The sequence below is a fragment of the Kribbella sp. NPDC055071 genome (genome assembly GCF_053608045.1).
This window is the reverse complement of record NZ_JBSGUS010000005.1, coordinates 282823-306205: the sequence shown is the minus strand read 5'-3', so window position 1 is coordinate 306205 and position 23383 is coordinate 282823. Positions and strand designations below refer to the sequence as shown.

General features: G+C 68.9%; 22 protein-coding genes. 5 read left to right on the top strand and 17 right to left on the bottom strand.

The features are described from left to right. Nucleotides 1-49: 49 nt before the first annotated feature. Both ACWF4Z_RS11790 and gltB read right to left on the bottom strand, forming a co-directional pair. Nucleotides 50-1516: a glutamate synthase subunit beta gene (locus tag ACWF4Z_RS11790; protein WP_452242959.1), complete on the bottom strand. Its 1467-nt coding sequence runs from the start codon at nucleotides 1514-1516 to the stop codon at nucleotides 50-52. Continuing rightward, entirely contained in the window at nucleotides 1516-6054 is a 4539-nt protein-coding gene (gltB, locus tag ACWF4Z_RS11785; RefSeq protein ID WP_452242958.1) for a glutamate synthase large subunit, read from the bottom strand. Before gltB ends, ACWF4Z_RS11790 begins: the two co-directional genes overlap by 1 nt. 275 nt (nucleotides 6055-6329) lie before the next feature. On the opposite strand from gltB, the gene ACWF4Z_RS11780 reads away from it, so the two are divergent. Beyond that, the gene (locus tag ACWF4Z_RS11780) at nucleotides 6330-7184 is read left to right on the top strand and encodes a phosphotransferase family protein (RefSeq protein WP_452242957.1); all 855 of its coding nucleotides are present in this window, start codon (nucleotides 6330-6332) and stop codon (nucleotides 7182-7184) included. On the opposite strand, the gene ACWF4Z_RS11775 is transcribed toward ACWF4Z_RS11780, so the two are convergent. After that, entirely contained in the window at nucleotides 7121-7930 is an 810-nt protein-coding gene (locus ACWF4Z_RS11775) for a hypothetical protein (RefSeq protein WP_452242956.1), read from the bottom strand. The two genes, ACWF4Z_RS11780 and ACWF4Z_RS11775, sit on opposite strands and share 64 nt — an antisense overlap. A gap of 54 nt (nucleotides 7931-7984) precedes the next feature. Between ACWF4Z_RS11775 and ACWF4Z_RS11770 the strand changes: the two genes are divergently transcribed. Further along, on the top strand, nucleotides 7985-9013 hold the full coding sequence (locus ACWF4Z_RS11770; RefSeq protein WP_452242955.1) for a 1-aminocyclopropane-1-carboxylate deaminase: 1029 nt from the start codon (nucleotides 7985-7987) through the stop codon (nucleotides 9011-9013). Here the strand turns inward: ACWF4Z_RS11770 and ACWF4Z_RS11765 are convergent. The 13 genes from ACWF4Z_RS11765 to hisI all read right to left on the bottom strand — a co-directional run bounded on the left by ACWF4Z_RS11765 (nucleotide 8985) and on the right by hisI (nucleotide 19568). Continuing rightward, on the bottom strand, nucleotides 8985-10163 hold the full coding sequence (locus ACWF4Z_RS11765) for a hypothetical protein (protein ID WP_452242954.1): 1179 nt from the start codon (nucleotides 10161-10163) through the stop codon (nucleotides 8985-8987). The two genes, ACWF4Z_RS11770 and ACWF4Z_RS11765, sit on opposite strands and share 29 nt — an antisense overlap. Before the next feature lie 42 nt (nucleotides 10164-10205). Beyond that, nucleotides 10206-10874 carry a VIT1/CCC1 transporter family protein gene (locus ACWF4Z_RS11760; RefSeq protein ID WP_452242953.1) on the bottom strand — a complete coding sequence of 223 codons (669 nt, stop codon included), beginning with the start codon at nucleotides 10872-10874 and terminating at the stop codon, nucleotides 10206-10208. A gap of 49 nt (nucleotides 10875-10923) precedes the next feature. Next, complete coding sequence (gene lgt, locus ACWF4Z_RS11755) at nucleotides 10924-12003, bottom strand: prolipoprotein diacylglyceryl transferase (RefSeq protein WP_452242952.1); 1080 nt, start codon at nucleotides 12001-12003, stop codon at nucleotides 10924-10926. A gap of 107 nt (nucleotides 12004-12110) precedes the next feature. Next, the gene (locus ACWF4Z_RS11750) at nucleotides 12111-12818 is read right to left on the bottom strand and encodes a thioredoxin domain-containing protein (RefSeq protein ID WP_452242951.1); all 708 of its coding nucleotides are present in this window, start codon (nucleotides 12816-12818) and stop codon (nucleotides 12111-12113) included. After that, nucleotides 12815-13300: a MauE/DoxX family redox-associated membrane protein gene (locus tag ACWF4Z_RS11745; protein WP_452242950.1), complete on the bottom strand. Its 486-nt coding sequence runs from the start codon at nucleotides 13298-13300 to the stop codon at nucleotides 12815-12817. Before ACWF4Z_RS11745 ends, ACWF4Z_RS11750 begins: the two co-directional genes overlap by 4 nt. Next, entirely contained in the window at nucleotides 13297-13953 is a 657-nt protein-coding gene (locus tag ACWF4Z_RS11740) for an SCO family protein (RefSeq protein WP_452242949.1), read from the bottom strand. The genes ACWF4Z_RS11745 and ACWF4Z_RS11740 overlap by 4 nt, the downstream gene beginning before the upstream one ends. A gap of 7 nt (nucleotides 13954-13960) precedes the next feature. Further along, on the bottom strand, nucleotides 13961-14785 hold the full coding sequence (gene trpA, locus ACWF4Z_RS11735; RefSeq protein WP_452242948.1) for a tryptophan synthase subunit alpha: 825 nt from the start codon (nucleotides 14783-14785) through the stop codon (nucleotides 13961-13963). Next, a complete protein-coding gene (gene trpB / locus ACWF4Z_RS11730) occupies nucleotides 14778-15989 on the bottom strand; it encodes a tryptophan synthase subunit beta (protein WP_452242947.1) in 1212 nt (403 codons plus the stop codon). The genes trpA and trpB overlap by 8 nt, the downstream gene beginning before the upstream one ends. Nucleotides 15990-16065: 76 nt before the next feature. Beyond that, on the bottom strand, nucleotides 16066-16872 hold the full coding sequence (gene trpC, locus ACWF4Z_RS11725) for an indole-3-glycerol phosphate synthase TrpC (RefSeq protein ID WP_452242946.1): 807 nt from the start codon (nucleotides 16870-16872) through the stop codon (nucleotides 16066-16068). A gap of 12 nt (nucleotides 16873-16884) precedes the next feature. After that, complete coding sequence (locus tag ACWF4Z_RS11720; RefSeq protein ID WP_452242945.1) at nucleotides 16885-17154, bottom strand: HGxxPAAW family protein; 270 nt, start codon at nucleotides 17152-17154, stop codon at nucleotides 16885-16887. 55 nt (nucleotides 17155-17209) lie between these two features. Beyond that, on the bottom strand, nucleotides 17210-17752 hold the full coding sequence (locus ACWF4Z_RS11715) for a Trp biosynthesis-associated membrane protein (protein WP_452242944.1): 543 nt from the start codon (nucleotides 17750-17752) through the stop codon (nucleotides 17210-17212). Further along, entirely contained in the window at nucleotides 17749-19242 is a 1494-nt protein-coding gene (locus ACWF4Z_RS11710) for an anthranilate synthase component I (protein ID WP_452242943.1), read from the bottom strand. The genes ACWF4Z_RS11715 and ACWF4Z_RS11710 overlap by 4 nt, the downstream gene beginning before the upstream one ends. Next, nucleotides 19239-19568 carry a phosphoribosyl-AMP cyclohydrolase gene (gene hisI, locus ACWF4Z_RS11705; RefSeq protein WP_452242942.1) on the bottom strand — a complete coding sequence of 110 codons (330 nt, stop codon included), beginning with the start codon at nucleotides 19566-19568 and terminating at the stop codon, nucleotides 19239-19241. The genes ACWF4Z_RS11710 and hisI overlap by 4 nt, the downstream gene beginning before the upstream one ends. Nucleotides 19569-19605: 37 nt before the next feature. Here hisI and ACWF4Z_RS11700 point away from each other — a divergent pair, with 37 nt between their 5' ends. Continuing rightward, complete coding sequence (locus ACWF4Z_RS11700) at nucleotides 19606-20718, top strand: dipeptidase (protein ID WP_452242941.1); 1113 nt, start codon at nucleotides 19606-19608, stop codon at nucleotides 20716-20718. Here ACWF4Z_RS11700 and ACWF4Z_RS11695 read toward each other — a convergent pair. After that, nucleotides 20715-21581, bottom strand: a complete 867-nt coding sequence (locus tag ACWF4Z_RS11695) for a GNAT family N-acetyltransferase (RefSeq protein WP_452242940.1) — start codon at nucleotides 21579-21581, stop codon at nucleotides 20715-20717. The genes ACWF4Z_RS11700 and ACWF4Z_RS11695 overlap by 4 nt on opposite strands. Nucleotides 21582-21828: 247 nt before the next feature. Here ACWF4Z_RS11695 and ACWF4Z_RS11690 point away from each other — a divergent pair, with 247 nt between their 5' ends. Beyond that, the gene (locus ACWF4Z_RS11690) at nucleotides 21829-22809 is read left to right on the top strand and encodes a hypothetical protein (protein WP_452242939.1); all 981 of its coding nucleotides are present in this window, start codon (nucleotides 21829-21831) and stop codon (nucleotides 22807-22809) included. A 223-nt stretch (nucleotides 22810-23032) separates the two neighbouring features. Beyond that, nucleotides 23033-23341: a Fe-S cluster assembly protein HesB gene (locus tag ACWF4Z_RS11685; protein WP_452242938.1), complete on the top strand. Its 309-nt coding sequence runs from the start codon at nucleotides 23033-23035 to the stop codon at nucleotides 23339-23341. Nucleotides 23342-23383: the final 42 nt, after the last annotated feature.

Genomic DNA, 23383 nt, shown 5'->3' with positions numbered 1-23383 from the left:
GACCATGCGTGGCTGCGTCTTTCGGTGGGTGCCCAAGGTCTGGACCGGATCAGACCGCCAGCGGGCGGGCGGTCGGCGGGATGGGAGTCGGCAGCGTGGACGACCCGGTGAGCAGGGTGTCCACGCCGTTCGCGCAGGACCTGCCCTCGGCGATGGCCCAGACGATCAGGGACTGACCGCGACCGGCGTCACCGCAGGCGAAGACGCCCTCGACCGAGGTCTGGTAGCTCTTGTCGCGCTTCACGTTGCCGCGCTCGTCGAGCTCGACCCCGAGCTGCTCGAGGAACCCTTCGCGCTCGGGACCGAGGAAGCCCATCGCGAGCAGCACGAGCTGGGTCGGGATGGTCCGCTCGGTGCCCTCGACCGGCACGAACTTGCCGTCCTTGAACTCGACCTCGACCAGGTTCAGCCCGGAGACGTTGCCGTCGGCATCGGCCTCGAAGTTGACGGTCGAGACCGAGTAGACCCGCTCGCCACCCTCCTCGTGCGCCGAGGCGACGCGGTAGATCATCGGGTACGTCGGCCACGGCTGTCCGGCCGGGCGGTCATCGCCGGGCCGCGGCATGATCTCCAGCTGGGTCACCGAACGGGCACCCTGGCGGTGCGCCGTACCGAGGCAGTCGGCTCCGGTGTCACCGCCACCGATGATGACGACGTCCTTGCCGGTGGCAACGATCTGGTCCGCGGGCGGCTTGCCGAGCGCGGCCCGGTTCGACTGCGGCAGGTACTCCATCGCCTGGTGGATGCCGCCGTACTCGCGGCCCGGCACCGGCAGGTCCCGAGCCGCCGTCGACCCGGTGGCGATCACGACCGCGTCGTACCGCTGCTTGAGCTGGGTGCCGGTCACGTCCACGCCGACGTTGACGCCGGACCGGAAGACCGTGCCCTCGTCCTTCATCTGCTGGATCCGCCGGTCGACCTGGAGCTTCTCCATCTTGAACTCGGGGATCCCGTACCGCAGCAGGCCGCCGGGTGTGTCGGCCCGCTCGTACACCGCGACGGTGTGACCCGCGCGGGTCAGCTGCTGCGCGGCGGCCAGACCGGCCGGCCCGGAGCCCACGACCGCGATCGTCTTGCCGGTCAGCCATTCCGGCGGCTGGGGCCGGACGTCGCCGGACTCCCAGGCCTTGTCGATGATCGCGACCTCGACGTTCTTGATCGTGACCGGGTCCTGGTTGATCCCGAGCACACACGAGGTTTCGCACGGAGCAGGGCACAACCGGCCGGTGAACTCCGGGAAGTTGTTGGTCGCGTGCAACCGCTCGATCGCGCTCGACCAGTCCTCGCGCCAGACCAGGTCGTTCCACTCCGGGATCAGGTTGCCCAGCGGGCAACCGTTGTGGCAGAACGGGATACCGCAGTCCATGCACCGGCCGGCCTGCTGGGTGATGATCGGCAGCAGCGCTTTGCCGGGCCCACCGGGGTAGACCTCTTTCCAGTCCTTCACCCGTTCGTCGACCGGCCGCCGCTCGGCGACCTCACGCTGGGTGGTGAGGAATCCCTTCGGATCAGCCATCAGATGGCCTCCATCATCGCTCGCGTGGTCGCGTCCTCGTCCAGCCCGTCCCGCTCGGCGGCCGCCTTGGCCGCCAGCACCCGGGCGTAGTCGCGGGGCAACACCGTCGTGAATCGCGGACCGGCCGCCTCCCAGTCGGCGAGCAGCTTCGCCGCCCGTTCCGAGCCGGTCTCCTCGTGGTGGCGCCGGACCAGGTCCTCCAACAGGTCGGACTCGTCCTCGGTGAGTGGGAGCAGGTCCACCAGCTCCGGGTTCACCAGGGCGCGGTCCAGGTCGAGCACATGGGCCACGCCGCCCGACATGCCCGCGGCGAAGTTCCGGCCGGTCGCGCCCAGTACGACGACGCGCCCGCCGGTCATGTACTCACAGGCGTGGTCGCCGACGGCCTCGACGACCGCGGTGGCGCCGGAGTTCCGGACGCAGAACCGTTGCCCTGCGCCACCACTGATGAAGAGCTCGCCGGAGGTCGCGCCGTACGCGATGACGTTGCCGGCGATGATCTGGTCGGCCGCGTCGAACCGGGCCTTGCGGTCGGGCCGGATCACCACGCGCCCACCGGACAGCCCCTTGCCGACGTAGTCGTTGGCGTCACCCTCGAGTCGCAGGGTGACACCGCGCGGGACGAAGGCGGCGAACGAGTTGCCGGCCGACCCGGTGAAGGTCAGGTCGATCGTCCCGTCGGCCAGGCCGGCCGACTTGTACCGCTTGGTGATCTCGTGGCCGAGCATGGTGCCGACGGTCCGGTTCACGTTCCGGATCGCCAGCTGGGCCCGCACCGGCTCGCCGTTGTCCAGCGCCGGCTGACAGATCCGGATCAGCTCGTTGTCGAGCGCCTTGTCGAGGCCGTGGTCCTGCTTGATCGTCTGGTGCCGGGAAGCACCCTCCGGCAGCGCGGGCACGTGCAGGATCGGCGACAGGTCGAGCCCGTCGGCCTTCCAGTGGTCGACCGCGCGCTCGATGTCCAGCACGTCGGCATGGCCGATCGCCTCTTCCAGGGTCCGGAACCCCAGCTCAGCAAGGTATTCCCGGACCTCTTCGGCGATGAACTCGAAGAAGTTGACCACGAACTCGGGCTTGCCGGAGAACCGCTCCCGCAGCACCGGGTTCTGGGTCGCGACCCCGACCGGACACGTGTCCAGGTGGCAGACCCGCATCATGATGCAGCCCGACACGACCAGCGGCGCGGTCGCGAAGCCGTACTCCTCCGCACCGAGCAGCGCCGCGATGACCACGTCCCGCCCGGTCTTCAGCTGACCGTCGGTCTGTACGACGATCCGGTCGCGCAACCCGTTCAGCAGCAGGGTCTGCTGGGTCTCGGCCAGGCCGAGCTCCCACGGACCACCGGCATGCTTCAGCGACGTCAGCGGCGCCGCACCGGTACCACCGTCGTGCCCGGAGATCAGTACGACGTCCGCGTGCGCCTTCGAAACGCCCGCGGCGATCGTGCCGACGCCGACCTCGGAGACCAGCTTCACGTGGATCCGCGCCGAGGGGTTGGCGTTCTTCAGATCGTGGATCAGCTGGGCCAGATCCTCGATCGAGTAGATGTCGTGGTGCGGTGGCGGCGAGATCAGGCCGACACCCGGGGTCGAGTGCCGGGTGTTCGCCACCCACGGGTAGACCTTGTTGCCGGGCAGTTGACCGCCCTCACCCGGCTTGGCCCCCTGCGCCATCTTGATCTGGATGTCGTCGGAGTTCGTCAGGTACTCCGCGGTCACGCCGAAGCGCCCGGACGCGACCTGCTTGATCGAGCTTCGGCGGACCGGATCGTGCAGCCGGTCGGAGTCCTCGCCGCCCTCGCCGGTGTTGGACTTGCCGCCCAACCGGTTCATCGCGATCGCCAGCGTGGTGTGCGCCTCGGCGCTGATCGAGCCGTAGCTCATCGCGCCGGTGGAGAATCGCTTGACGATCTCGCTGACCGGCTCGACCTCGTCGATCGGGATCGACGGCCGGTCGGAGCTCAGGCCGAACAGGCCGCGTAGCGTCATCAGCCGCTCGGACTGCTCGTTCACGCGGGCCGTGTACTGCTTGAAGATGTCGTAGCGCCCGGTCCGGGTGCTGTGTTGCAGCCGGAAGACCGTGTCCGGGTCGAACAGGTGCGGCTCACCCTCACGCCGCCACTGGTACTCCCCACCGATCTCGAGCTTGCGGTGCGCGGCCACGATCCCGTCGGCCGGGTACGCCCGCAGGTGCCGCCGGCGCACCTCCTCGGCGATCGTGTCCAGGCCGACGCCGCCGATCCGCGACGACGTACCGGTGAAGTAGATGTCGACCAGGAACGGCGACAGCCCGTTCGCCTCGAAGATCTGGGCGCCCGTGTACGACGCGACCGTCGAGACACCCATCTTCGACATGACCTTCAGTACGCCCTTGCCGAGCGACTTCACCACGTTGCGCACGGCCTGCTCGGGCTCGATCCCGGGCAGGTACGTGCCCTGGCGGCAGAGGTCCTCGACCGACTCCAGCGCGAGGTACGGGTTGATCGCGGCCGCGCCGTACCCCATCAGGAGGGCGACGTGATGCACCTCGCGCACATCGCCGGCCTCGACCACGAGACCGACCTGTGTGCGGGTCTTCTCCCTCACCAGGTGGTGATGAACCGCGGCAGTCAGCAGCAGCGACGGGATCGGCGCGCTGTCGGCGTTGGAGTGGCGATCGGACAGCACCAGGATGCGGGCACCCGCACGGATCGCCTCGTCGGCCTCGGCGCAGATCTCGGCCAGCCGGACCCGGAGCGCATCTCCCCCGCCTTCGACGTCGTAGACACCGCGCAGGACCGTGGTGGCCAGGCCCGGCATGTCGCCGTCGAGGTTGATGTGCCGCAGCTTGGCGAGCTCGTCGTTCGTGATCACCGGGAACGGCAGCACCACCTGACGGCAGGACGCCGGGCTCGGGTCGAGCAGGTTCGCCTCGGGGCCCAGCGAGGCCGACAGCGAGGTGACGAGCTCCTCGCGGATCGCGTCCAGCGGCGGGTTGGTGACCTGGGCGAACAGCTGCGCGAAGTAGTCGAACAGCAGCCGCGGCCGGTCGCTGAGTACGGCGATCGGCGTGTCGGTGCCCATCGAGCCGATCGGCTCGGCACCGGCGCGGGCCATCGGGGTGAGGATGACGCGCAGCTCCTCCTCGGTGTACCCGAACACCTGCTGGCGGCGGGACACCGAAGCGTGGCTGTGGACGACGTGCTCGCGTTCGTGCAGGTCCTCGAACCGGATCAGGCCGCCGTGCAGCCATTCGTCGTACGGGTGCTCGGCGGCGAGCGCGTTCTTCACCTCGGCGTCGGTGATGATCCGGTGCGCCGCGACGTCGACCAGGAAGATCCGGCCCGGCTCGAGCCGGCCCTTCTCGGTGACAGTGGCCGGGTCGATGTCGAGGACACCGGCCTCGGAGGCGAGGACGACGAGACCGTCCTCGGTGACCCAGTACCGCGAGGGGCGCAGGCCGTTGCGGTCCAGCACGGCGCCGACCTTGGTGCCGTCGGAGAAGACGACCGACGCCGGACCGTCCCACGGCTCCATCAGCGTGGAGTGGAACTCGTAGAAGGCGCGACGCTTCGGATCCATCGTGGCCGCGTTCTCCCAGGCCTCCGGGATCATCATCAGCATCGCGTGCGGCAGCGAACGGCCGCCGAGATGCAGGAGCTCGAGCACCTCGTCGAACGACGCCGAGTCCGAGGCTCCCGGCGTACAGATCGGGTAGAGCTGCTCGAGATCACCGGGGATCAGGTCGCTGTCGAGCAACGCCTCCCGGGCACGCATCCAGTTCCGGTTGCCCTGGACGGTGTTGATCTCACCGTTGTGGGCGATGTACCGGTACGGGTGGGCCAGCGGCCAGGACGGGAACGTGTTCGTGGAGAACCGGCTGTGTACGACGCCGATCGCCGAAGCGAAGTCGGGGTCGGTCAGCTCGGGGAAGAACTTGTCCAGCTGGTCGGTGGTGAGCATCCCCTTGTAGGTGATGGTCCGCCCCGACAACGACGGGAAGTAGGTCTCGGTCTCCTTCTCGGCGCGCTTGCGCAGCCGGAACGCCATCCGCTCCAGCGCCAGGCCGAGCACGCGGCCCGCCTGCGCGGCCACGAACAGCTGCTTGAACGTCGGCATCACCGAACGCGCGGTGTTCCCGAGCAGGTCCGGGTTGGTCGGGATGTCCCGCCAGCCCAGGACGGTCAGCTTCTCCTCGGCGGCGAGCTCCTCGATCCGGTTGATCGCCTTCGCCGCGTCGTCGGCGTCCGCGGGCAGGAACGCGATACCCGTTGCGTACCCGCGCTGCACCGGCAGCTCGAAGTCACACACCTTGCGGTAGAAGGCGTCCGGGATCTGGATCAGGATGCCGGCGCCGTCGCCGGAGTCCGGCTCGGCACCGGAGGCGCCACGGTGCTCGAGATTACGCAGGGCGGTCAAAGCCTTGGCCACGATGTCGTGGCTCGGTTCACCGGTCAGAGTCGCGACGAAAGCGACACCACACGCGTCGTGCTCGTGGCGTCCGTCGTAGAGACCCTCGCTCGGGCGGAGCCGGTCAAAGATGGGGGGGCGACCAAACATTCAGGGGCTCCCGTCGTCCTACGGTCAACAACTGGCCGCGGGACAACATTGGCCCAAGCCGGGAGTCCCGAGACTACCTCATGACGCCCAACAGATGGACTCCCGTCCCACCGCAGCACGCCCTGAAACCGCGTCTACTCACGCTCAGTAAGCAAGCGCTCACTACTGGCCCTATCTTCCCAGTCAAGTGCCGTGGCAACCACCTGTGAAGCCCGGAAATTCACCTGCCGAGATCTGACCGCGACCTGAGCTCGTCGGGTGATAGATCTGCACCGATGGAATGGCAGCCGGAGAGCGACTGGATCCCTCTCACCGCGGGGACCGGGGTGTCCAACGGCGGAGTCTGGCGGACTCCGGACGGGTTGGTCGCCAAGCGGCTGCTGCCCGGGGTCGAGCAGCCGAATCACTATGCGTACTGGCGGCGGCAGGCCGAGGTCGCGGGCAGCGGGCTGGTCGAGACAACCGCTGGGCTGCGCGCTCCCCACTGTCTGAAGGTCGATCGCGACGCCGACGGGATCACGGTGTGGACGGTCGCGGTTGATCCGGGGTTCGTCCAGCCGGTGGAGCTCGCCGACGCCTTGGGGCAGTTCGGCGTGAGCCGATTCGAGCCGGCCGAGTGGTTCGCGGATCGGATCCTGCGGGACCGGCTGGCCAACGACGAGCGGCGTGGCGGGTGGACGCCGCTGCTGTCCGCAGACCTGCCTGCCGCGTTGAGGCACCACTGCGAGCAATTGTGGGTACGGCGTTCCGACGTGATGGCGGAGCTGGATCGCTTGCCCCAGCAGGTGATCCACGGCGACGCGCATCCCGGGAACCTCCTGCGTCGCGACGGCGACCACGTGATCGCGACCGACTGGGAACAGTTCGGCATCGGCCCACTGGGCTTCGACCTCGCCTACCTACTCCTGTCCACCGACCACCCGATCGACGAGCTTCTCACCGCCTACCAGCGCGGCAGCGCGTCCAGCTGGCCGGCACCCGTCGTACGACGAGGCACGGTCCTGATCACGGCCGTCACTCTCGTCGCGCGGGCCGCCTGGTCACTCGGCCAACCCGACCCCGGCGATCACGTCGAGCGATTGCTGAGGCTCTCGGACGTCATGGCCGAAGCCGTCACCCAAGCATCGTAGAACGCACGAAAGCTCGAGAAGCGGGCCGTGGTCGCCTCCTGCAGCACAGCTCGGAATGGGTCCGGTGGCTCGGGGAAGAAGAGCTCGCCGGCCCGGGCCAGGACGTACGCCGTCGTCCGGGTGTCGATCGGGGCACCGAGCGAAAGCTGTTCCGGCGCCATGAAGCGGGTGGACCCGAACATGCGGCCCATCGTGTTCCGGTACGGACCCCGGTGGTAAGTGTCCAGGTCCATCGCGGTGAGTTGCCGGGTGGTGAAGTCGTAGAGCAGGGCGCCGTCGTAGAAATCTCCCTCGACCCAGCCGGCGGCGTCCAGCTTCGCGTGCAGCTCGTAGAGCGCGTCCAGGGCCGCGAGGATCTCAGCCGGTGGGAGGGCGCGGAAGCGTTGATGAGCGCTGGCCGGGTCGTCGCGGTTGGTGCCGAGGTGTTCGCCGGTGCGCCATTCGTAGATGAGGATCGGACCGGCGGGTGACTCGATCACCGCGTGCAGGATCGGGAGGACCGGATGGGCAACGGATTCGGCCAGCTGGGCCGCAGTGCGGAGGAGGCCGGTGCGGCCGTCGAAGTCGAGGTACGGTGCGGTGTCGTCGGGGTCGCCGGCGGTCTTGACGAAGTACCTAGCGGTGGCGGTCTGGACGCCGTACGAGACATTGCCGGAATCCTGCGTGTCGGCGCCGAAGCGGGCGAAGATGGTGCCGAGCTGGTCGAGGTACGTGGCCGGGAGAACGTCGATCTCGCTGGGGAACACCTGAGGAGAGTAGTCAGGACCCGGCGTCGGGCGAGCGAGTTTGTGGAGGATCGGATGGGACTGGGTGACTTTCCGCGGTATCCGTTGGTGTTCGGGCCGAGCCCGGTGCATCCACTGGATCGGTTGAGCGCGCATCTCGGTGGGGCCCGGATCTGGGCGAAGCGCGAGGACTGCAACTCGGGACTCGCGTACGGCGGGAACAAGACGCGGAAGCTGGAGTACCTCATCCCGGACGCGCTGGCCCAGGGTGCCGACACGCTCGTGTCGATCGGTGGGTATCAGTCGAACCACACCCGCCAGGTCGCGGCCGTCGCGGCGAAGGTGGGTCTCAAGGCCGTTCTGGTCCAGGAGAACTGGGTCAACTGGCCGGACGCGCTCAACGACCGGGTCGGGAACATCATGCTGAGCCGGATCATGGGTGCCGAAGTGCGGCTGGACCCGTCCGGGTTCGGGATCGGGTTCAAGGACAGCTGGAAGGACGCTCTCGCGGACGTCGAGGCGCGCGGAGGGACGCCGTACGCGATCCCGGCCGGTGCCTCGGATCACAAGCTCGGCGGGCTCGGGTTCGCTCAGTGGGCCTATGAGGTCGAGCAGCAGGAGCGTGAGCTCGGGGTCTTCTTCGACACGATCGTGGTGTGCGCGGTGACCGGGTCGACGCAGGCCGGGATGATCGCGGGGTTCGCCGGGCAGGAGCGGCCGCGGCGGGTGATCGGGATCGACGCGAGCGCGAAGCTGCAGGAGACGCACGACCAGGTCGCGCGGATCGCGCGGGCGACGGCGGAGCTGATCGGGCTCGGGCGGACGTTGGACGACGAGGAGATCGTCGTCCTCGAGGGGTGGGCCGGTGACGAGTACGGGATCCCGGTGGAGTCGACGATGGACGCGATCCGGCTGAGCGGACAGCTCGAGGGCATGATCATCGACCCTGTGTACGAGGGGAAGTCGATGGCTGGTCTGGTCGATCTTGTCCGCAACGGCGAGATCCCGGCGAACTCCAACGTCCTCTACGCCCACCTCGGCGGTCAACCCGCTCTCAACGCGTACACCGGGCTCTTCACCCACACTCAGCCGATGCCGGACTGATCGGTCGGAGGAAGGCGGCCGCCGCCGCGGCCAGGGCGAGTGCCAGTGCGGCAGCCATCAGGATGGAATCGCCACCAGCACCACCGGCGAAGCCCGCCAGCACACCGGATGCCGCGGCAGTCGGCACGCGGATGCTGGAAGCCAGGATGAGCACCTGGGTCCGGGCGACAGGTGGCGCATGGAGCAGACAGCTTTGGAGTGTGGCGGCGATGAACGGGCCGTTCGCCAGTCCGAACAGCACGAAGCAGACCTGTGCGACCGGATACGACGGAGCCTCAGCAGCTCCGAGGATTGTGAGTGCCATCAAGCCGAGGCAAACCGCGGCGGCCCGATCCGGCCTCCCAGGGACCCGGAAGGCGGCCACCGCCAGGCTTCCGCCCAGACTGCCCGCCCCATACAGCGCGATCAGCACACCACCCTGCGCCGCGGAGCGATCGAGCTCCTCGCTGAGCAGCGGCGCGGCAACTCGCAAGGTGCCCATCCCCACCCCGGCGAGGCCGGCCGCCGCGACAGCCCGGACGAGTAACCGCGAGACGAGAACGAGCCGGACAACCTCCGTTGTCCGGAGTACGAGAGGCACGCCCTGGCGGCCGGGCGCTGCGGGCAGTAAGAAGACGAGCAGACCGGCGCCAACAGCTGTGACGGCAAACAGCAGCAGGGCGATCCTCGATCCGATCGTCAGAGCCAGCGCCGCCGCCACGGCGGGGCCGGCCGCGGTCGCGACTCCCCAGGTCGCGCTGTCCAGCGCCATCGCTCGCGTCGCATTCGTTGGCAGCCGGCTCGTCAAGCCACCACCGAGAAAGGGGCCCGCACATCCCGCAGCGAGCGCCGCCAGGACCGCGACGGCATTGGGTGCGCGCCCTAGCAGCAAAGCGGCCGATGCCACGGCGACGCCGTACCCGATGAACATGATCGCCAGCAGCGGCCTGGTGTCACGTCGGCCGGCCAGAAGGCGCCCGATCCAGGGACCGGTCAGGTGCGGCGTGATGAGCGCGGCGACCATCAGACCCGCGATGGTCGAGGCTCGCACGGGCAGCACATCGTAGGCGAGTAGCGCCAGGCCGACCGCCGCGCCGTCGTTGGCGACCCGCATGGCAGTGGCTACCGTCAGGTACCGCACCAGCCCGCCAGTCCGCTCATCCGCCGTCATCTCCAGCCGATACCCCCGGACGGCGACGCGAAACGGCCGCGATCAGCCGATGCCGGGGCCTACCAGGGTGCCGACGAAATAGGTGAGGGCTGCGGCGAGGCCGCCGAGGAGGAGTTGGCGCAGGCCTGAGTACCACCAGGAGCGGCTGGTCACGCGGGAGACGACCGCGCCGCAGATGAAGAGCGCGGTCAGCGACATGATCAGAGCCGGTATGACGCTGCCCGCGCCGAGCAGGTACGGAAGCAGTGGGATGAACGCGCCGACCGCGAAGCAGATGAACGACGACGCGGCCGCGATCAGCGGTTTCGGCAGATCGTTGGGGTCGATGCCGAGCTCTTCGCGCACGTGCTCGTCGAGGGCCTGCTCCGGGTTCGTGTGGAACTGCTTCGCGACTTTGCCGGCCAGATCCGGGTCGAGGCCCTTGGCGCGGTAGGTCTCGGCGAGCTCGATCTCCTCGTCGACCGGGTGACGCTCGATCTCCCTGCGTTCGATCTCGATCTCGGCGCGGGCGAGCTCACGCTGGGAGGCGACCGAGGTGTACTCCCCCGCCGCCATCGAGAACGCACCCGCGGCCAGACCCGCCAGCCCGGCCAGCACGATCACCTGGGAGCCGGACGCCGTACCGCCGTCCATGCCCGCGATCAACGCGAAGTTCGAGACCAGCCCGTCCATGGCGCCGAACACGGCCGGCCGCAGCCATCCACCATTCACATCACGGTGAGTGTGATCCCCATGATGCTCAGCCGATACGCCAGGAACTTCAGTCACGAGACCCGTCTACTGGATCAGAACCCTTGGTGGATTGAACCTCAACCTTAGGCTTTTCCGCGTCCGGATCCACCACCGGGTCGGTTGTCTCAGATTCCGAAGTCTCGGGATCAGTTGTTTCGGCGTCCGGATCTTTGGTGTCAGCCTCGGCAGGCGAGTCGTCCTCGGCCTCAGCCTCCGCGGCATCAGCGGTTGCAGGCGTCGCGTCGGTCGGCTTGCCGGCGGCGGGGCCGGTGGAGATGTCTTCGATGCCTGGGCGTTTGCGGGCGCTGATGACGAAGTACACGACGGCGAGGACGAACAGGATGATCGCCGTCCACACGTTCAGCCGGAGGCCGAGGAAGTGGTTGACGGTGTCGATGCGCATGTTCTCGATCCACGCCCGGCCGGCGGTGTAGCCGGCGACGTACAGGGCGAAGGCGCGGCCGTGGCCGAGCTTGTAGCGACGGCCGACCAGGATCACCAGCGCCATCACGCCGAGGTTCCAGATCGCTTCGTACAGGAACGTCGGGTGGAAGGTGGCGAAATCGGCGTACCCGTCCGGGCGGTGCTCGGGCGAGATCTCCAGGCCCCACGGCCGCGTCGTCGGCTTGCCGAAGAGTTCCTGGTTGAAGTAGTTGCCGAACCGGCCGAACACCTGCGCCAGCGCGATCCCGGGCGCCATCGCGTCCGCGACCGCGAGGAACGGCACCTTGGCCCGCCGGCAGGCGATCCACGCGCCGAGCGCACCGAAGCCGACCGCACCCCAGATGCCGAGGCCGCCGTGCCAGATCTTCAGCGCGTCGATCGGGTGCTTGCCCGCGCCGAAGTACAGCTCGGCGTCGGTGACGACGTGGTAGATCCGGGCGCCGACCAACCCGAACGGGATGGCCCAGAACATGATGTCGGCCAGCACCGTCGGCGCACCGCCGCGGGCGACCCACCGGCGGCGGCCGAGCCAGTACCCGGCGAAGATGCCGGCCAGGATGCACAACGCGTACGCGCGGATCGGTAGGCCGAGGACGTGCCAGACACCCTGGCTCGGGCTGGGGATGAACGCCGGGACCATCACGGCGGGAATCAGACTAGACATGGCAAGGGGAGACGCTACTCGACCCACCGGACCACGGCCAGGAACGCATGGTCACGATGGGGACCCAATACCTGTCCAGCGTGACGTCGTACGTCGCCATCTCGCCCTCAGCTCGCGATCGCGTCGACGGCCTGCTGCAGGCCGTCCGGAGTCAGCTGCTTCGGGTCGAGCTGCTTGCCGTTGACGAAGACCGTCGGCGTGCCGGTCACTCCCCGGTCGTCGGCCGCCTTCGAGACGCTGTCGAGCCAACCGCCGTACGTGTTGTTCTGCACGGCCTGCTGGAACTTGGCGTCGCTGACGCCCAACTGCTTGCCCAGCTCGATCAGCTGGTCGGTGGTCCAGGACTTCGAGAAGTCGCCGTACATCTCGTCGGCGTAGCTGAGCGCCTTGCCGCTCGCGGCCGCCGCGGCGAACGCGTTGGCCAGCCGCGGCGAGGCGTTCGGGTTGACGAAGGCCAGCGGCCAGTAGGTCAGCGTGGCGGTGCCGTCCTGGACCAGCTTGTCGATGGTCGCGCCGGTCTGCTCTTCGAACTCGGCACAGTGCGGGCAGCGGAAGTCCAGGTACAGGTCGATGTTCGCCTTGGCGCCCTCGGTGCCGACGGTCACGCCCTTGCCGGCGGTCCCCGGCCCGGTGATGACGGCCGGCTCGACCTGGCCGGTCGGGCTCACCGAGACCTTGGAGTGCCCACGCCAGTACTGCACGCCGACGCCGCCGGCCAGGGCCAGCACCAGGACGATCGCCACGATGATCCCCGGCGAGATCCGGCGCTTCTGCTGCGGCGCCAGCGGATTCACGGGGGTTTTGGAACTGCTCACGACGCGGTGACTCCTGTCGGGACATGCTGATCGGGTTCTAGTGAGAATTTACTGGCGGGGTTCAACCACAGCCACGCTGCGAGCAGCAGCAGGCCGAGGTCGCGCAGGATCTCCTGCAGGTACTTCGCCTCACCGGGCGCGACCTGACCACCGCCGCCGAAGCAGCCGCAGTCGATCGACAACCCACGAGCCCACGCGGAACCCACGGCCGCGATGAACACGAGCAGGAACACACCCGCGGCCACCGCTGCGGCGCGGACACCGAAGCCGACGATCAACAGCAACCCGATCGCGATCTCCAGGAACGGCAGACCCCAGCCCACCGGCTCCACCAGTGCGGAAGGCAACAGCTCGTACGCGCGGACCGCCTGGGCGGCGGTCTCCGGATCGGTCACCTTCAGCGCGCCGGCGACCAGCATCACGCCGCCCAGCACCAACCGCGCCACCAGCGAGACCCATCCGAACCAGGGCCGTCGGTTCACTGGTTGTCCTCGACCAGCTTCCCGAAGTCGTGCGCCAGGTCACCGATCGCGGCGTTCGACAACCAGAGCACGTTCGCCTTGTCGTTCTTGCCGAAGCCGATCACCTGAGCGCCGTGGCCGACCTCGTACCCACCGGAGGGAAGCTTCTGCATCCCTTCCACCGGTACGCCGACGGCCTTCGCGATGTCCTTGATCGAATCCAGCGAACCGGTCAGTCCGATGAATGACGGGTCGAAACGGTCCAGATACTTGCGAATCACCGGACCGGTGTCGCGCGAGGGGTCGGTCGTGATGAACAGCAGCTGGACCTGGTCCCGCACCGACTGGTCCAGCTTGGTCAGCGCGGACGCGACGTCGGCCATCACGGTCGGACACACGTCGGGGCAGTTCGTGTAACCGAAGAACACCAGCGTGACGGGCTTCTTCGTCGACGTGACGAGGTTGAACGCGTTCCCGCCGGTGTCGGTCAGGGTTGCCGCGGGCATCGAATACGGCCGGTCGAGCGTCGCCCCGCGCAGCCCGTTGGGGTCCTGCGTGGTGCGGATCACCGCACCACCGGGGTTGTCCGCCTTCTCCTGCTTACCGGCACAGCCCGCTAAAGCGAGCAGAGCCACCGCCGCCAAGAGCAGGGCGGCGTTCCTGGTTCGACTCACGGCGGTTCTAACGATCAACGGACGAGCGAGGTTCCCGGCGGACGCCTTCGGCCAGGTCCTCGGTGAGCTTGCGGACCGCGGCCGGGCCGCCGTCCCCGAGGGCCTTGACCAGCGCCGCGCCGACGATCGCCGCATCCGCGAACGCCACCACACCGGCCGCCTGGTCGCCGTTCGAGATGCCGAGACCGACACCGACGGGTAGACCGGTCGCCGACTTCGTCCGGGCCACCAGCGGGGCCGCGAGGTCGGATGGCTTGTCCCGCGCCCCGGTGACGCCCATCACCGCGGTCGCGTAGACGAAGCCACGGCACGAGGCCGTGGTCATCGCGATCCGCTTGTCGGTCGACGACGGCGAGACCAGGAAGACCTTGTCCAGCGCGTGCTTGTCCGCGGCCGTGATCCACTCCGCGCCCTCGTCCGGGATCAGGTCGGGCGTGATCAGCCCCGCTCCCCCGACCCCGGCGAAGTCAGCCGCGAACCGGTCCACGCCGTACCGCTCGATCGGGTTCCAGTACGTCATCACGAGCACGGGCACATCGGCGTACGCCGCGGCCTTCTCGACCGTGCTCAGCACGTCACGGGTCCGCAGGCCACCGGCCAAAGCAGTCTCGGTGGCGCGCTGGATCGTGACACCGTCCATCACCGGGTCGCTGTAGGGCAGACCGATCTCGAGGACGTCGGCACCACCGTCGATCATCGCCTTGATCCCGTCGATGCCACCGTCGTACGTCGGGAACCCGGCCGGCAGGTAGCCGATCAGGGCACCGCGGCCCTCGTCGTTCGCCTTCCGGATCGCGGCCCCGGCCTTGCCGAGGGCAACCACCTCATTCATTGCTCGCTCCGGAGTCGATCAGGCCGAACCACTTGCTGGCGGTGTCCATGTCCTTGTCGCCACGACCGGAGAGGTTCACCAGAATGGTTGCCTCCGGCCCCAACTCCTTGGCGATGTCGACCGCACCCGCGACCGCGTGCGCGGACTCGATCGCCGGGATGATGCCCTCGGTCCTGGACAGCAGCTTGAACGCCTCCATCGCCTCGGCGTCCGTGATCGGTCGGTACGACGCCCGCCCGGTCTCGGCCAGCCATGCGTGCTCGGGCCCGACGCCGGGATAGTCCAGACCGGCCGAGATCGAGTGCGACTCGATCGTCTGCCCGTCCTCGTCCTGCAACAGGAACGACCGCGCACCATGCAGTACGCCGACCTGCCCGGCCGTGATCGTGGCTGCGTGCCGACCGGTCTCGAACCCGTCGCCGCCGGGCTCGATGCCGTACAGCTTCACGTCCTCGTCACCGATGAAGGCGGCGAACAGGCCGATCGCGTTCGACCCGCCACCGACCGACGCGACGGCGGCGTCCGGCAGCTTGCCGAGCAGCTCGAGGGACTGGGCGCGCGCCTCGTCGCCGATGCCGCGGACGAAGTCACGCACCATCGCCGGGAACGGGTGCGAACCAGCCGCCGTACCGAGGATGTAGTGGGTCTTGTCAACGCTGGCGACCCAGTCGCGCAGGGCCTCGTTGATCGCGTCCTTCAGCGTCCGGCTGCCGGTCGTGACCGGGATCACCTCGGCGCCGAGGAGCTTCATCCGGGCCACGTTCAGCGCTTGCCGCTCGGTGTCGACCTCGCCCATGTAGACGACGCACTCGAGGTCCAGGTAGGCGCACGCGGTCGCGGTGGCGACGCCGTGCTGACCCGCGCCGGTCTCGGCGATGACGCGGGTCTTGCCCATCCGCTTGGTCAGCAACGCCTGGCCGAGCGCGTTGCGGATCTTGTGCGCGCCGGTGTGGTTGAGGTCCTCACGCTTCAGCAGGATCCGCGCGCCGGCCACCTCGGACAGCCGGGTGGCGTCGTACAACAGGCTCGGGACACCGGCGTACTCGCGCAGCATCCGGTCGAACTCACCGGTGAACTCGGGGTCGGCCATGGCTTCGCGCCACGCCGTCGTGAGCTCGTCGAGCGGCGCGATCAGCGCCTCCGGCATGAACCTGCCGCCGAAACGGCCGAAGTGCCCGAGCTGGTCGGGCAGCACAGTACTCATCCGACAAACCTTCCGATCCCGGCCCAGACGGCACGGGAGAGTTACGGCCCCGTGCCGTTTGGACCGGCCGGGAAGTTCAGTGCCGCTGCTGGATGGCGGGGTGCGATCCGGCGGCGACGAGGTCGGCGACCGAGGCGCGAGGATCGCGGCCGGTCACCAGGGATTCACCGACGAGGACGACATCGGCCCCGGCGCGCGCGAACTCGATTACATCATGCGGCCCGCGAACCCCGGACTCCGCCACCCGGACCAGGTTGGCCGGGATGGTCGGCGCGACCCGGGCGAAGGTGTCGCGGTCGACCTCGAGCGTCTTCAGGTTGCGGTTGTTCACACCGATCAGCTGAGCTCCGGCGTCCACCGCACGCCGGGTCTCCTCCTCGTCGTGGACCTCGACCAGCGGGCAGAGCCCGATCGAGTGGGCCCGCTCGATCAGCGAGACCAGCGCCTCCTGCTCCAGCGCGGCCGCGATCAGCAGCACCATGTCGGCGCCGGCCGCGCGGGCCTCCCAGAGCTGGTACGACGAGACGATGAAGTCCTTGCGCAGCACCGGTACGTCGACGCGGCCACGGACCGCGCGCAGGTCGTCGAGGCTGCCGTTGAACCGGCGCTTCTCGGTCAGGACCGAAATCGCCGCGGCCCCACCGCCCTCGTACTCACCGGCCAGCGCGGCCGGGTCGGTGATCTCGGCCAGCTCGCCCTTGGACGGGCTGGACCGCTTCACCTCGGCGATGATCGCGATCCCGTCACCGCGGAACACCGGCATCGGGTCCTTGGCGTCGGGCTTGCGCTGGGCCTCCTGCTTCAGGTCGTCCAGGCTGACCCGCGCCTGGCGCTCCGCCAGGTCCTCACGGACCCCAGCGAGAATGTCGTCAAGCACAGTCATGTCCGTCGCCCCTCAGTGGTCGTCGTCGTGCGGGACCCCGAAGCCCAGCAGTTGCATGACCTTACCGGCCAGCGCACCCACCACGGCGATGCCGACCGAGATCCAGAACAGCACCCAGTTCGGACCGAGCACCATCGCGATCGCGCCGACCGTGAACGCGACCAGAACGATGACCACCGCGGTCCACGCCGCCGGGCTGTTGCCGTGCAGATCGTGGGGCAGATCGTGGGAAGCGTCCTCGCTCTCCCGCGTCGCTACTTGATCGGCAGTCGTATTGTCCATGATCAGCGCCACTCCTCGTCGTCGTCCGTCCTATTGTGGCGGTAGCCCGCCAAGTTCAGACAGTTGGGTCCTGTCCCGCGTCGATCGCCTTCCATTGATCGGCGCCCTGATCCGTCGCCGCCACGGCCGGATCACGCTCGTACCGCGCGGTAGCCCTTCGCCACCGGTGAGCGGTCAGTACGGCGATGAGGCCCGCGGCGACCAGTGCCACTCCCCCGGCCAGCGCGAACCAGGGCGCCGGGCCACCGTCGAGAGTGACTCGATCGGTCACCGCCTGGCTCAGCTCCGGCCGGATCCGGCTCAGCTCGTCAACGTCGGGCCGCACTCGAAGTGCCACGCCGATCGCGGCGACGCCCATCAGCAGCACCAATGCGCCCAGCACGCGGCGTAACGCCGTACCTGCGAGCTTTGTGCAGACCACGGCGACCACGGAGGCGAGCGCGAGCGTGACGGGCGCCTTGGAGACCGTGTAGCCGTTGAAGTTGACGACTGGGCGACCGCTGCCCGGATCCGCCGCGGACCAGGTCAGGTAGGCCGATACTGCGAGCAGGGCCAACGCCAGCACGGTGCAGAGGTCAACGATTCGCTGTGGCTTCATACGACTTCGCTGAACGTTCCGGCGACGGCGATCGCGTTCAGGACGGCGGCGGCCTTGGTGCGGCACTCCGCATCCTCCGAGGCCGGGTCGGAGTCGGCGACGATGCCCGCGCCCGCCTGCACGTACGCCGTCGATCCGCGCAGGACCGCGGTCCGGATGGCGATCGCGGTGTCGGCGTCACCGGCGAAGTCGAGGTAGCCGACGACACCGCCGTACACGCCGCGTCGGGTCACTTCGAGCTTGTCGATGATCTCCATCGCCCGAGGTTTCGGTGCCCCTGACAACGTTCCGGCCGGGAAGGCCGCGGTGAGGGCGTCGAAGGCGGTCTTGCCGGCCGCGAGCTGACCGGTGACCGTGGACTCCAGGTGCATGACGTGGCTGTACCGCCGGACGTCCATGAAGTCGACGACCTCGACCGTCCCGGGCGCGCAGACGCGGCCGACGTCGTTACGGCCGAGGTCGACCAGCATGAGGTGCTCGGCGCGCTCCTTGGCGTCGGCGCGCAACTCCTGCTCCAGCGCGTGGTCCTCCTCCGGCGTCGCGCCGCGGCGGCGGGTGCCGGCGATCGGGTGCAGGATCACCTTGTTGTCGGTGACCTTGACCAGCGCCTCGGGGCTGGAGCCGACGATGTCGAAGCCGTCCAGGCGGACGAGGTACATGTACGGGCTCGGATTCGACCTTCTGAGCACCCGATAGATGTCCAGGGCACTCGCGGTGGTCTCGAGCTCGAACCGCTGGGACACGACGATCTGGAACGCCTCACCGGCCCGGATCTCCTCCTTGGCGTGCTCGACCGCCTCGCGATACTCCGCGCTCGAGCGCTGCCGGTGCGGGTCGGGCTGCGCGGTCCGGTCCGCGCGGACGACGTACGACGGGGTCGGCTTGGCCAGATCGGCCTCCATCGCGTCGAGCCGGCGGACGGCATCGGCGTACGCCTCGTCGACGCGCTCGTCGGAGTCGTCCCAGTTCACCGCGTTCGCGATCAGCCAGATCTCGCCGGTCTCGTGGTCGAGCGCGGCCAGGTCGGTGGCGAACAGGAACGTGAGCTCGGGCAGGCCGAGGTCGTCGGTCGTTGAGTCCGGCAACCGTTCCAGCCGGCGGACGGCGTCGTACCCGAGGAAGCCGACCATGCCGCCGGTCAGTGGCGGCAGGTCGGGCAGCCGGGGCGTGTGCAGGATCTCGAGCGTCTCGCGGAGCGCCTCGAGCGGGTCACCGGTCTTGGGCAGGCCGACCGGTGGGTTGCCGGTCCAGACTGCCTGGCCGTCCCGCTCGGTCAGGGTCGCGGCGGACCGGACGCCGATGAACGAGTAGCGCGACCAGACCCCGCCGTTCTCGGCCGACTCGAGCAGGTAGGTGCCCACGCGCTCGGCCGCGAGCTTGCCGTAGACACCGATCGGCGTCTCGGCGTCGGCCAGCAGCCGCCGCGTCACCGGGATGACCCGGCGGTCCTTGGCGTAGTCGCGGAAGGTCTCGAGGTCCGGTGAGTTCATGCCTTGACCTCGATCTCGCCGTGCTCGAAGCAACTGCGGGTGCCCGTGTGGCAGGCCGGGCCTTCCTGGTCGACGAGCAGGAGCAGGGTGTCGGCGTCGCAGTCGACGCGGATCTCCTTGACGTGCTGACGATGGCCGCTGGTCTCGCCCTTCACCCAGTACGCCTGGCGGCTCCGCGACCAGAACGTACTCCGGCCGGTCTCCACGGTCCGTCGGACCGCCTCGGCGTTCATCCAGCCCACCATCAGGACCTCGCGCGTGTCGTACTGCTGCACCACTGCCGGGATCAACCCGGCCGCGTCGAAGGTCAGCTCGTCGATGCTCACCCACCCATTGTCCCCGATGAGAGGTACGGTCCTGACCATGGGAGTCCAGAACAGCGAACGAGTCCAGGAACTGTTGGGCGCGCATCCGGTGATCGACGGGCACAACGATCTGCCGATCGCGTTCTACGAGCTCTGCGAGTACGACCTGGATGCGTATGACCTGAGTGGTTCGGTCCCTGAGCTGCACACGGACCTGCCGCGGCTGCGGGCTGGTCACGTCGGTGGACAGTTCTGGTCGTTGTGGGTGCCGCAGGACGAGCACGCGGTCCGGCGGACGTTCGAGCAGCTGGATTTCGTCCGGCGGCTGGTCGAGCGATTCCCATCGGCCCTGCAGCTCGCGGCGTCGGCGGACGAGGTCGACGCGGCGCTCGCGGCTGGACGGGTCGCCTCGTTGATGGGCATGGAGGGCGGCCACTCGATCGGCGAGTCGCTCGGTGTGCTGCGACTGATGCGCGCGCTGGGCGTGCGGTACATGACCCTGACGCACAACCACAACGTGTCCTGGGCGGACTCGGCGACCGACGCGCCCGTGCTCGGCGGCCTGAACGACTTCGGCGAGGAGGTCGTCCGGGAGATGAACCGGATCGGCATGCTCGTCGATCTCTCCCATGTCTCACCGGACACGATGCGGCACGCGCTGCGGGTGACGAGCAGGCCGGTCATCTTCAGTCATTCCTCGGCGCGCGCGATCTGCGACGTACCGCGGAACGTGCCGGACGACGTGCTCGAAACGCTGGCCCGCAACGACGGGGTCTGCATGGTGACGTTCGTTCCACCGTTCGTCTCGAAGGCGTTCGCGGACTGGGTCGAGGACGCTCGGTCGGTCGCGGAGGATCAGGGGCTGGACCCGATGAAGCCTGCGGACCGGACCAAGGTCGCCGAGCTGTACGGCACGCCGGCGCCCGACGTCACGGTGGCGGACGTGGTTGCGCACGTGAACCACGTCCGCGAGGTCGCGGGCGTTGACCACGTCGGCATCGGCGGGGACTACGACGGTTGCCCCGATTTCCCCGCCGAGCTCCCGGACGTCGCCTCATACCCGATGCTGTTCGCTGCTCTGGCCGACGACGGCTGGAGCGACGCGGAGCTGGCGAAGCTTGCCAACGGCAACATCCGCCGGGTCCTGCGCGCGGCCGACGCGGGGCACTAGGGGTTGCGGACCAGGTCGCGTAGTTCGCCGAAGGGCTCGAAGCCTGCCGCCTGGTAGGTGGCGACCGCGCCGACGTTGAACGCCGGCGTGCACACCACCGCGCTGGACGACCCCAGCTCCTGCAACGCCTTTGCTGCCGCGAGCGTGATCGAGCGGCCGTAGCCACGACCGCGGTGCAGCCGGTGCACGCCCATCGGCTCCAACAATCCCGGCTTCCCCGCACCAGCTGACCAGATCGTCACGGCTGCCACGGACTCACCCAACTGGTTACGACCGACGAGGCAGCGGGCGTCGTCGTACGGCACGCCGTCGGCCATCGCGTGCCACCGCGCGTCCGTGAACGTCGACCCGTCGAACGACGCCCGCTGGACCCCGGTCCGCTCATGCGCCTCCTCGGCACCAATGACGTCGACCCGCAACCCAGGATCCGGAACGGCCGCACCCAGATCCCGCCGCAACGGCACCCACGGCTGCCCAGGCTCCCAGCCCGCCTTGACGAACAGACCCTGGACCAGAGCCTCGACCGGAGCATCGACGTACACCTTGCCCTCGATCAGTACGCCGGCCTCGGGCGCAGACGCATCAGCGACCAACCGCTCCGCCAACTCCTCGTCCTGCACCGCGTCCGGCGCAATCGCGATCCGCAACAACTCCGGATCGTCCAGCAACCCGACCGCGACGATCTCCCCGTCCCGCCGCCAGATCCGCGTCGCCGCCGCGGTCACCTCCGCACCGAACCGCCAGAACCAGCCAAGATCCCCCGGGTGCAGCTGAATCGGACCCCCCTCCCGCTGCCACTCCCGCAGCGCGCCGACCGCTTCGCCCAGACCTTCGACCTCAGGAGTCGTCAATTCGATAGTCACCACTCCATCCCACACCACGACTCACCCCGCCCCCCGCCCGACCCGCCACGCCCACCCCCGGGCCCCCACCCCCGCCCCCGGCCCCCGACCCGGCCCGCGGGACGGCGGCCGCTCTGAGAACCGACTTTGTGCACCAGATCCGTACGACAGACCCGCAAAAGTACGGATCTGGTGCACAAAGTCGGGTTGTCCACAGGTCGCGGGGCGGAGGGGGCGGGCAGGGGGGTGGTTCGGCGAGGATTGGGGGATGGAGAGGCTCGGGGACGAGGTGCGGAGGCGGTTGATCGACCGATGGGCCAGACCGTTGAGGCACGAGGAGCTCAAGGAACTCGGGCTGCGCAAGTACGACATCGAGCGGTTGGTGCGCAAGGGTCAGCTGCACCACGCGCACGCACGGTACGTCACCGGGGGCCTCGACGTCCGGCACGCAGTCGCTGCGTGTGCCCAGGCAGCGCATCCGCGGTCGGTCATCAGCCATTTCACTGCGGCCGAACTGACTGGGCTGCTCGTCTGGACGAACCAAGACCACCGAACGTCGGTGAACCAGATGTGGCTGACTTGCGAACCAGGTCGCCGACGGAACCAACTACGGGACGACGTCGTACTCCGCAAGGCAGGGCTCACCGCAGAAGACCTCCAGTTGTACCGCGGTCTGTGGCTGACATCGGACGCGCGAACCACGGTGGACATCGCGCGCGAGCTCCCACCCCGGCAGTCGATCGTGACCGTCGACCACGCTCTGCGCGGATCCGTGTCGCGGGCCGATCTCGATGCGGTACTGGACCGCCAGTACCGCTGGCCCGGTGTGCACAAGGCGCGGGCGGCGGTCGCTCTCGGGGACCCCCGGTCCGAGTCAGCGCTGGAGTCGTACTCCCGGGTGATGTTCGCGGACAAGGGCGTGCCGGCTCCGATCCTTCAGGCGCAGATCGGTGGCGGCAGCGGCTGGTCGCCGTACCGGGTCGACTTCTGGTGGCCGGAGTTCCGCACGGTCGGCGAGGCCGATGGACTCGAGAAGTTCGAGGCGCCGACGTCGAGCGAGCGCCGCTGGCTGCTCCGCCGGGCGTTCGTCCGTGATCAGCAACTCGCGGATCACGGCCTCGAACTCGTCCATTTCGGCTGGGAGGACGCCGTACTGCGCCCCGACGACCTCGTCCGCCGCCTTCACGCCGCCTTCGACCGCGGATCCCGCCGTACCGGCCCTCCCCCCACCTGGCGCACCGCCGCCTAACCCCACCCCCACCAGCCCACCCCGCCAGCCCACCCCCCGACGCCGCTCGGTCTTCCCGACTTTGTGCACGAGATCCGTGTCCCCGAGGCTCCGCCGTACGGACTGCGTGCACAAAGTCGGACATGGCAGTACGCCGGGGGCCGGGGGGCGGGGGGTGTGTTGTTTGGGGGTGGGGGGATCGGGCACGGGGTGGGCTCGATGATGTCTGACGTTTGGAGTTGTTGTGCTTACCCTGACTGAGAACGCGACGCTGGTGATCAAGAGCATCACTGGGGTCGAGGGCGCGCCGGACGGAGCCGGAGTGCGGATCTCGCAGGACAACCCGGCGGATCCGGCGCTTGCGGTGACCACGACGGAGGCGCCGCGGCCTGGTGACCAGGTGGTCGAGGAAGCCGGTGCGCGGGTGTTCCTCGAGCAGAACGCAGCGAACGCACTGGACGACAAGGTTCTCGACGCGGCAGTCGACGACAAGGGCAGTGTCGAGTTCCTGCTGGTGCCGCAGGCGGGCGCCAACGGCACGGCACCGGTCTGACCAGCCGGCCTGGCCGGACCGGATGACCCCGGTCTGACCAGT

What these genes read in the sequence shown, in the direction of transcription:
- ACWF4Z_RS11790 (WP_452242959.1), bottom strand. Translation starts at nt 1,516, where the DNA reads ATGGCTGATCCGAAGGGATTCCTCACCACCCAGCGTGAGGTCGCCGAG.
- gltB (WP_452242958.1), bottom strand. Translation starts at nt 6,054, where the DNA reads ATGTTTGGTCGCCCCCCCATCTTTGACCGGCTCCGCCCGAGCGAGGGT.
- ACWF4Z_RS11780 (WP_452242957.1), top strand. Translation starts at nt 6,330, where the DNA reads ATGGAATGGCAGCCGGAGAGCGACTGGATCCCTCTCACCGCGGGGACC.
- ACWF4Z_RS11770 (WP_452242955.1), top strand. Translation starts at nt 7,985, where the DNA reads ATGGGACTGGGTGACTTTCCGCGGTATCCGTTGGTGTTCGGGCCGAGC.
- ACWF4Z_RS11765 (WP_452242954.1), bottom strand. Translation starts at nt 10,163, where the DNA reads ATGACGGCGGATGAGCGGACTGGCGGGCTGGTGCGGTACCTGACGGTA.
- lgt (WP_452242952.1), bottom strand. Translation starts at nt 12,003, where the DNA reads ATGTCTAGTCTGATTCCCGCCGTGATGGTCCCGGCGTTCATCCCCAGC.
- trpA (WP_452242948.1), bottom strand. Translation starts at nt 14,785, where the DNA reads ATGAATGAGGTGGTTGCCCTCGGCAAGGCCGGGGCCGCGATCCGGAAG.
- trpB (WP_452242947.1), bottom strand. Translation starts at nt 15,989, where the DNA reads ATGAGTACTGTGCTGCCCGACCAGCTCGGGCACTTCGGCCGTTTCGGC.
- trpC (WP_452242946.1), bottom strand. Translation starts at nt 16,872, where the DNA reads ATGACTGTGCTTGACGACATTCTCGCTGGGGTCCGTGAGGACCTGGCG.
- ACWF4Z_RS11720 (WP_452242945.1), bottom strand. Translation starts at nt 17,154, where the DNA reads ATGGACAATACGACTGCCGATCAAGTAGCGACGCGGGAGAGCGAGGAC.
- ACWF4Z_RS11715 (WP_452242944.1), bottom strand. Translation starts at nt 17,752, where the DNA reads ATGAAGCCACAGCGAATCGTTGACCTCTGCACCGTGCTGGCGTTGGCC.
- ACWF4Z_RS11710 (WP_452242943.1), bottom strand. Translation starts at nt 19,242, where the DNA reads ATGAACTCACCGGACCTCGAGACCTTCCGCGACTACGCCAAGGACCGC.
- ACWF4Z_RS11700 (WP_452242941.1), top strand. Translation starts at nt 19,606, where the DNA reads ATGGGAGTCCAGAACAGCGAACGAGTCCAGGAACTGTTGGGCGCGCAT.
- ACWF4Z_RS11690 (WP_452242939.1), top strand. Translation starts at nt 21,829, where the DNA reads ATGGAGAGGCTCGGGGACGAGGTGCGGAGGCGGTTGATCGACCGATGG.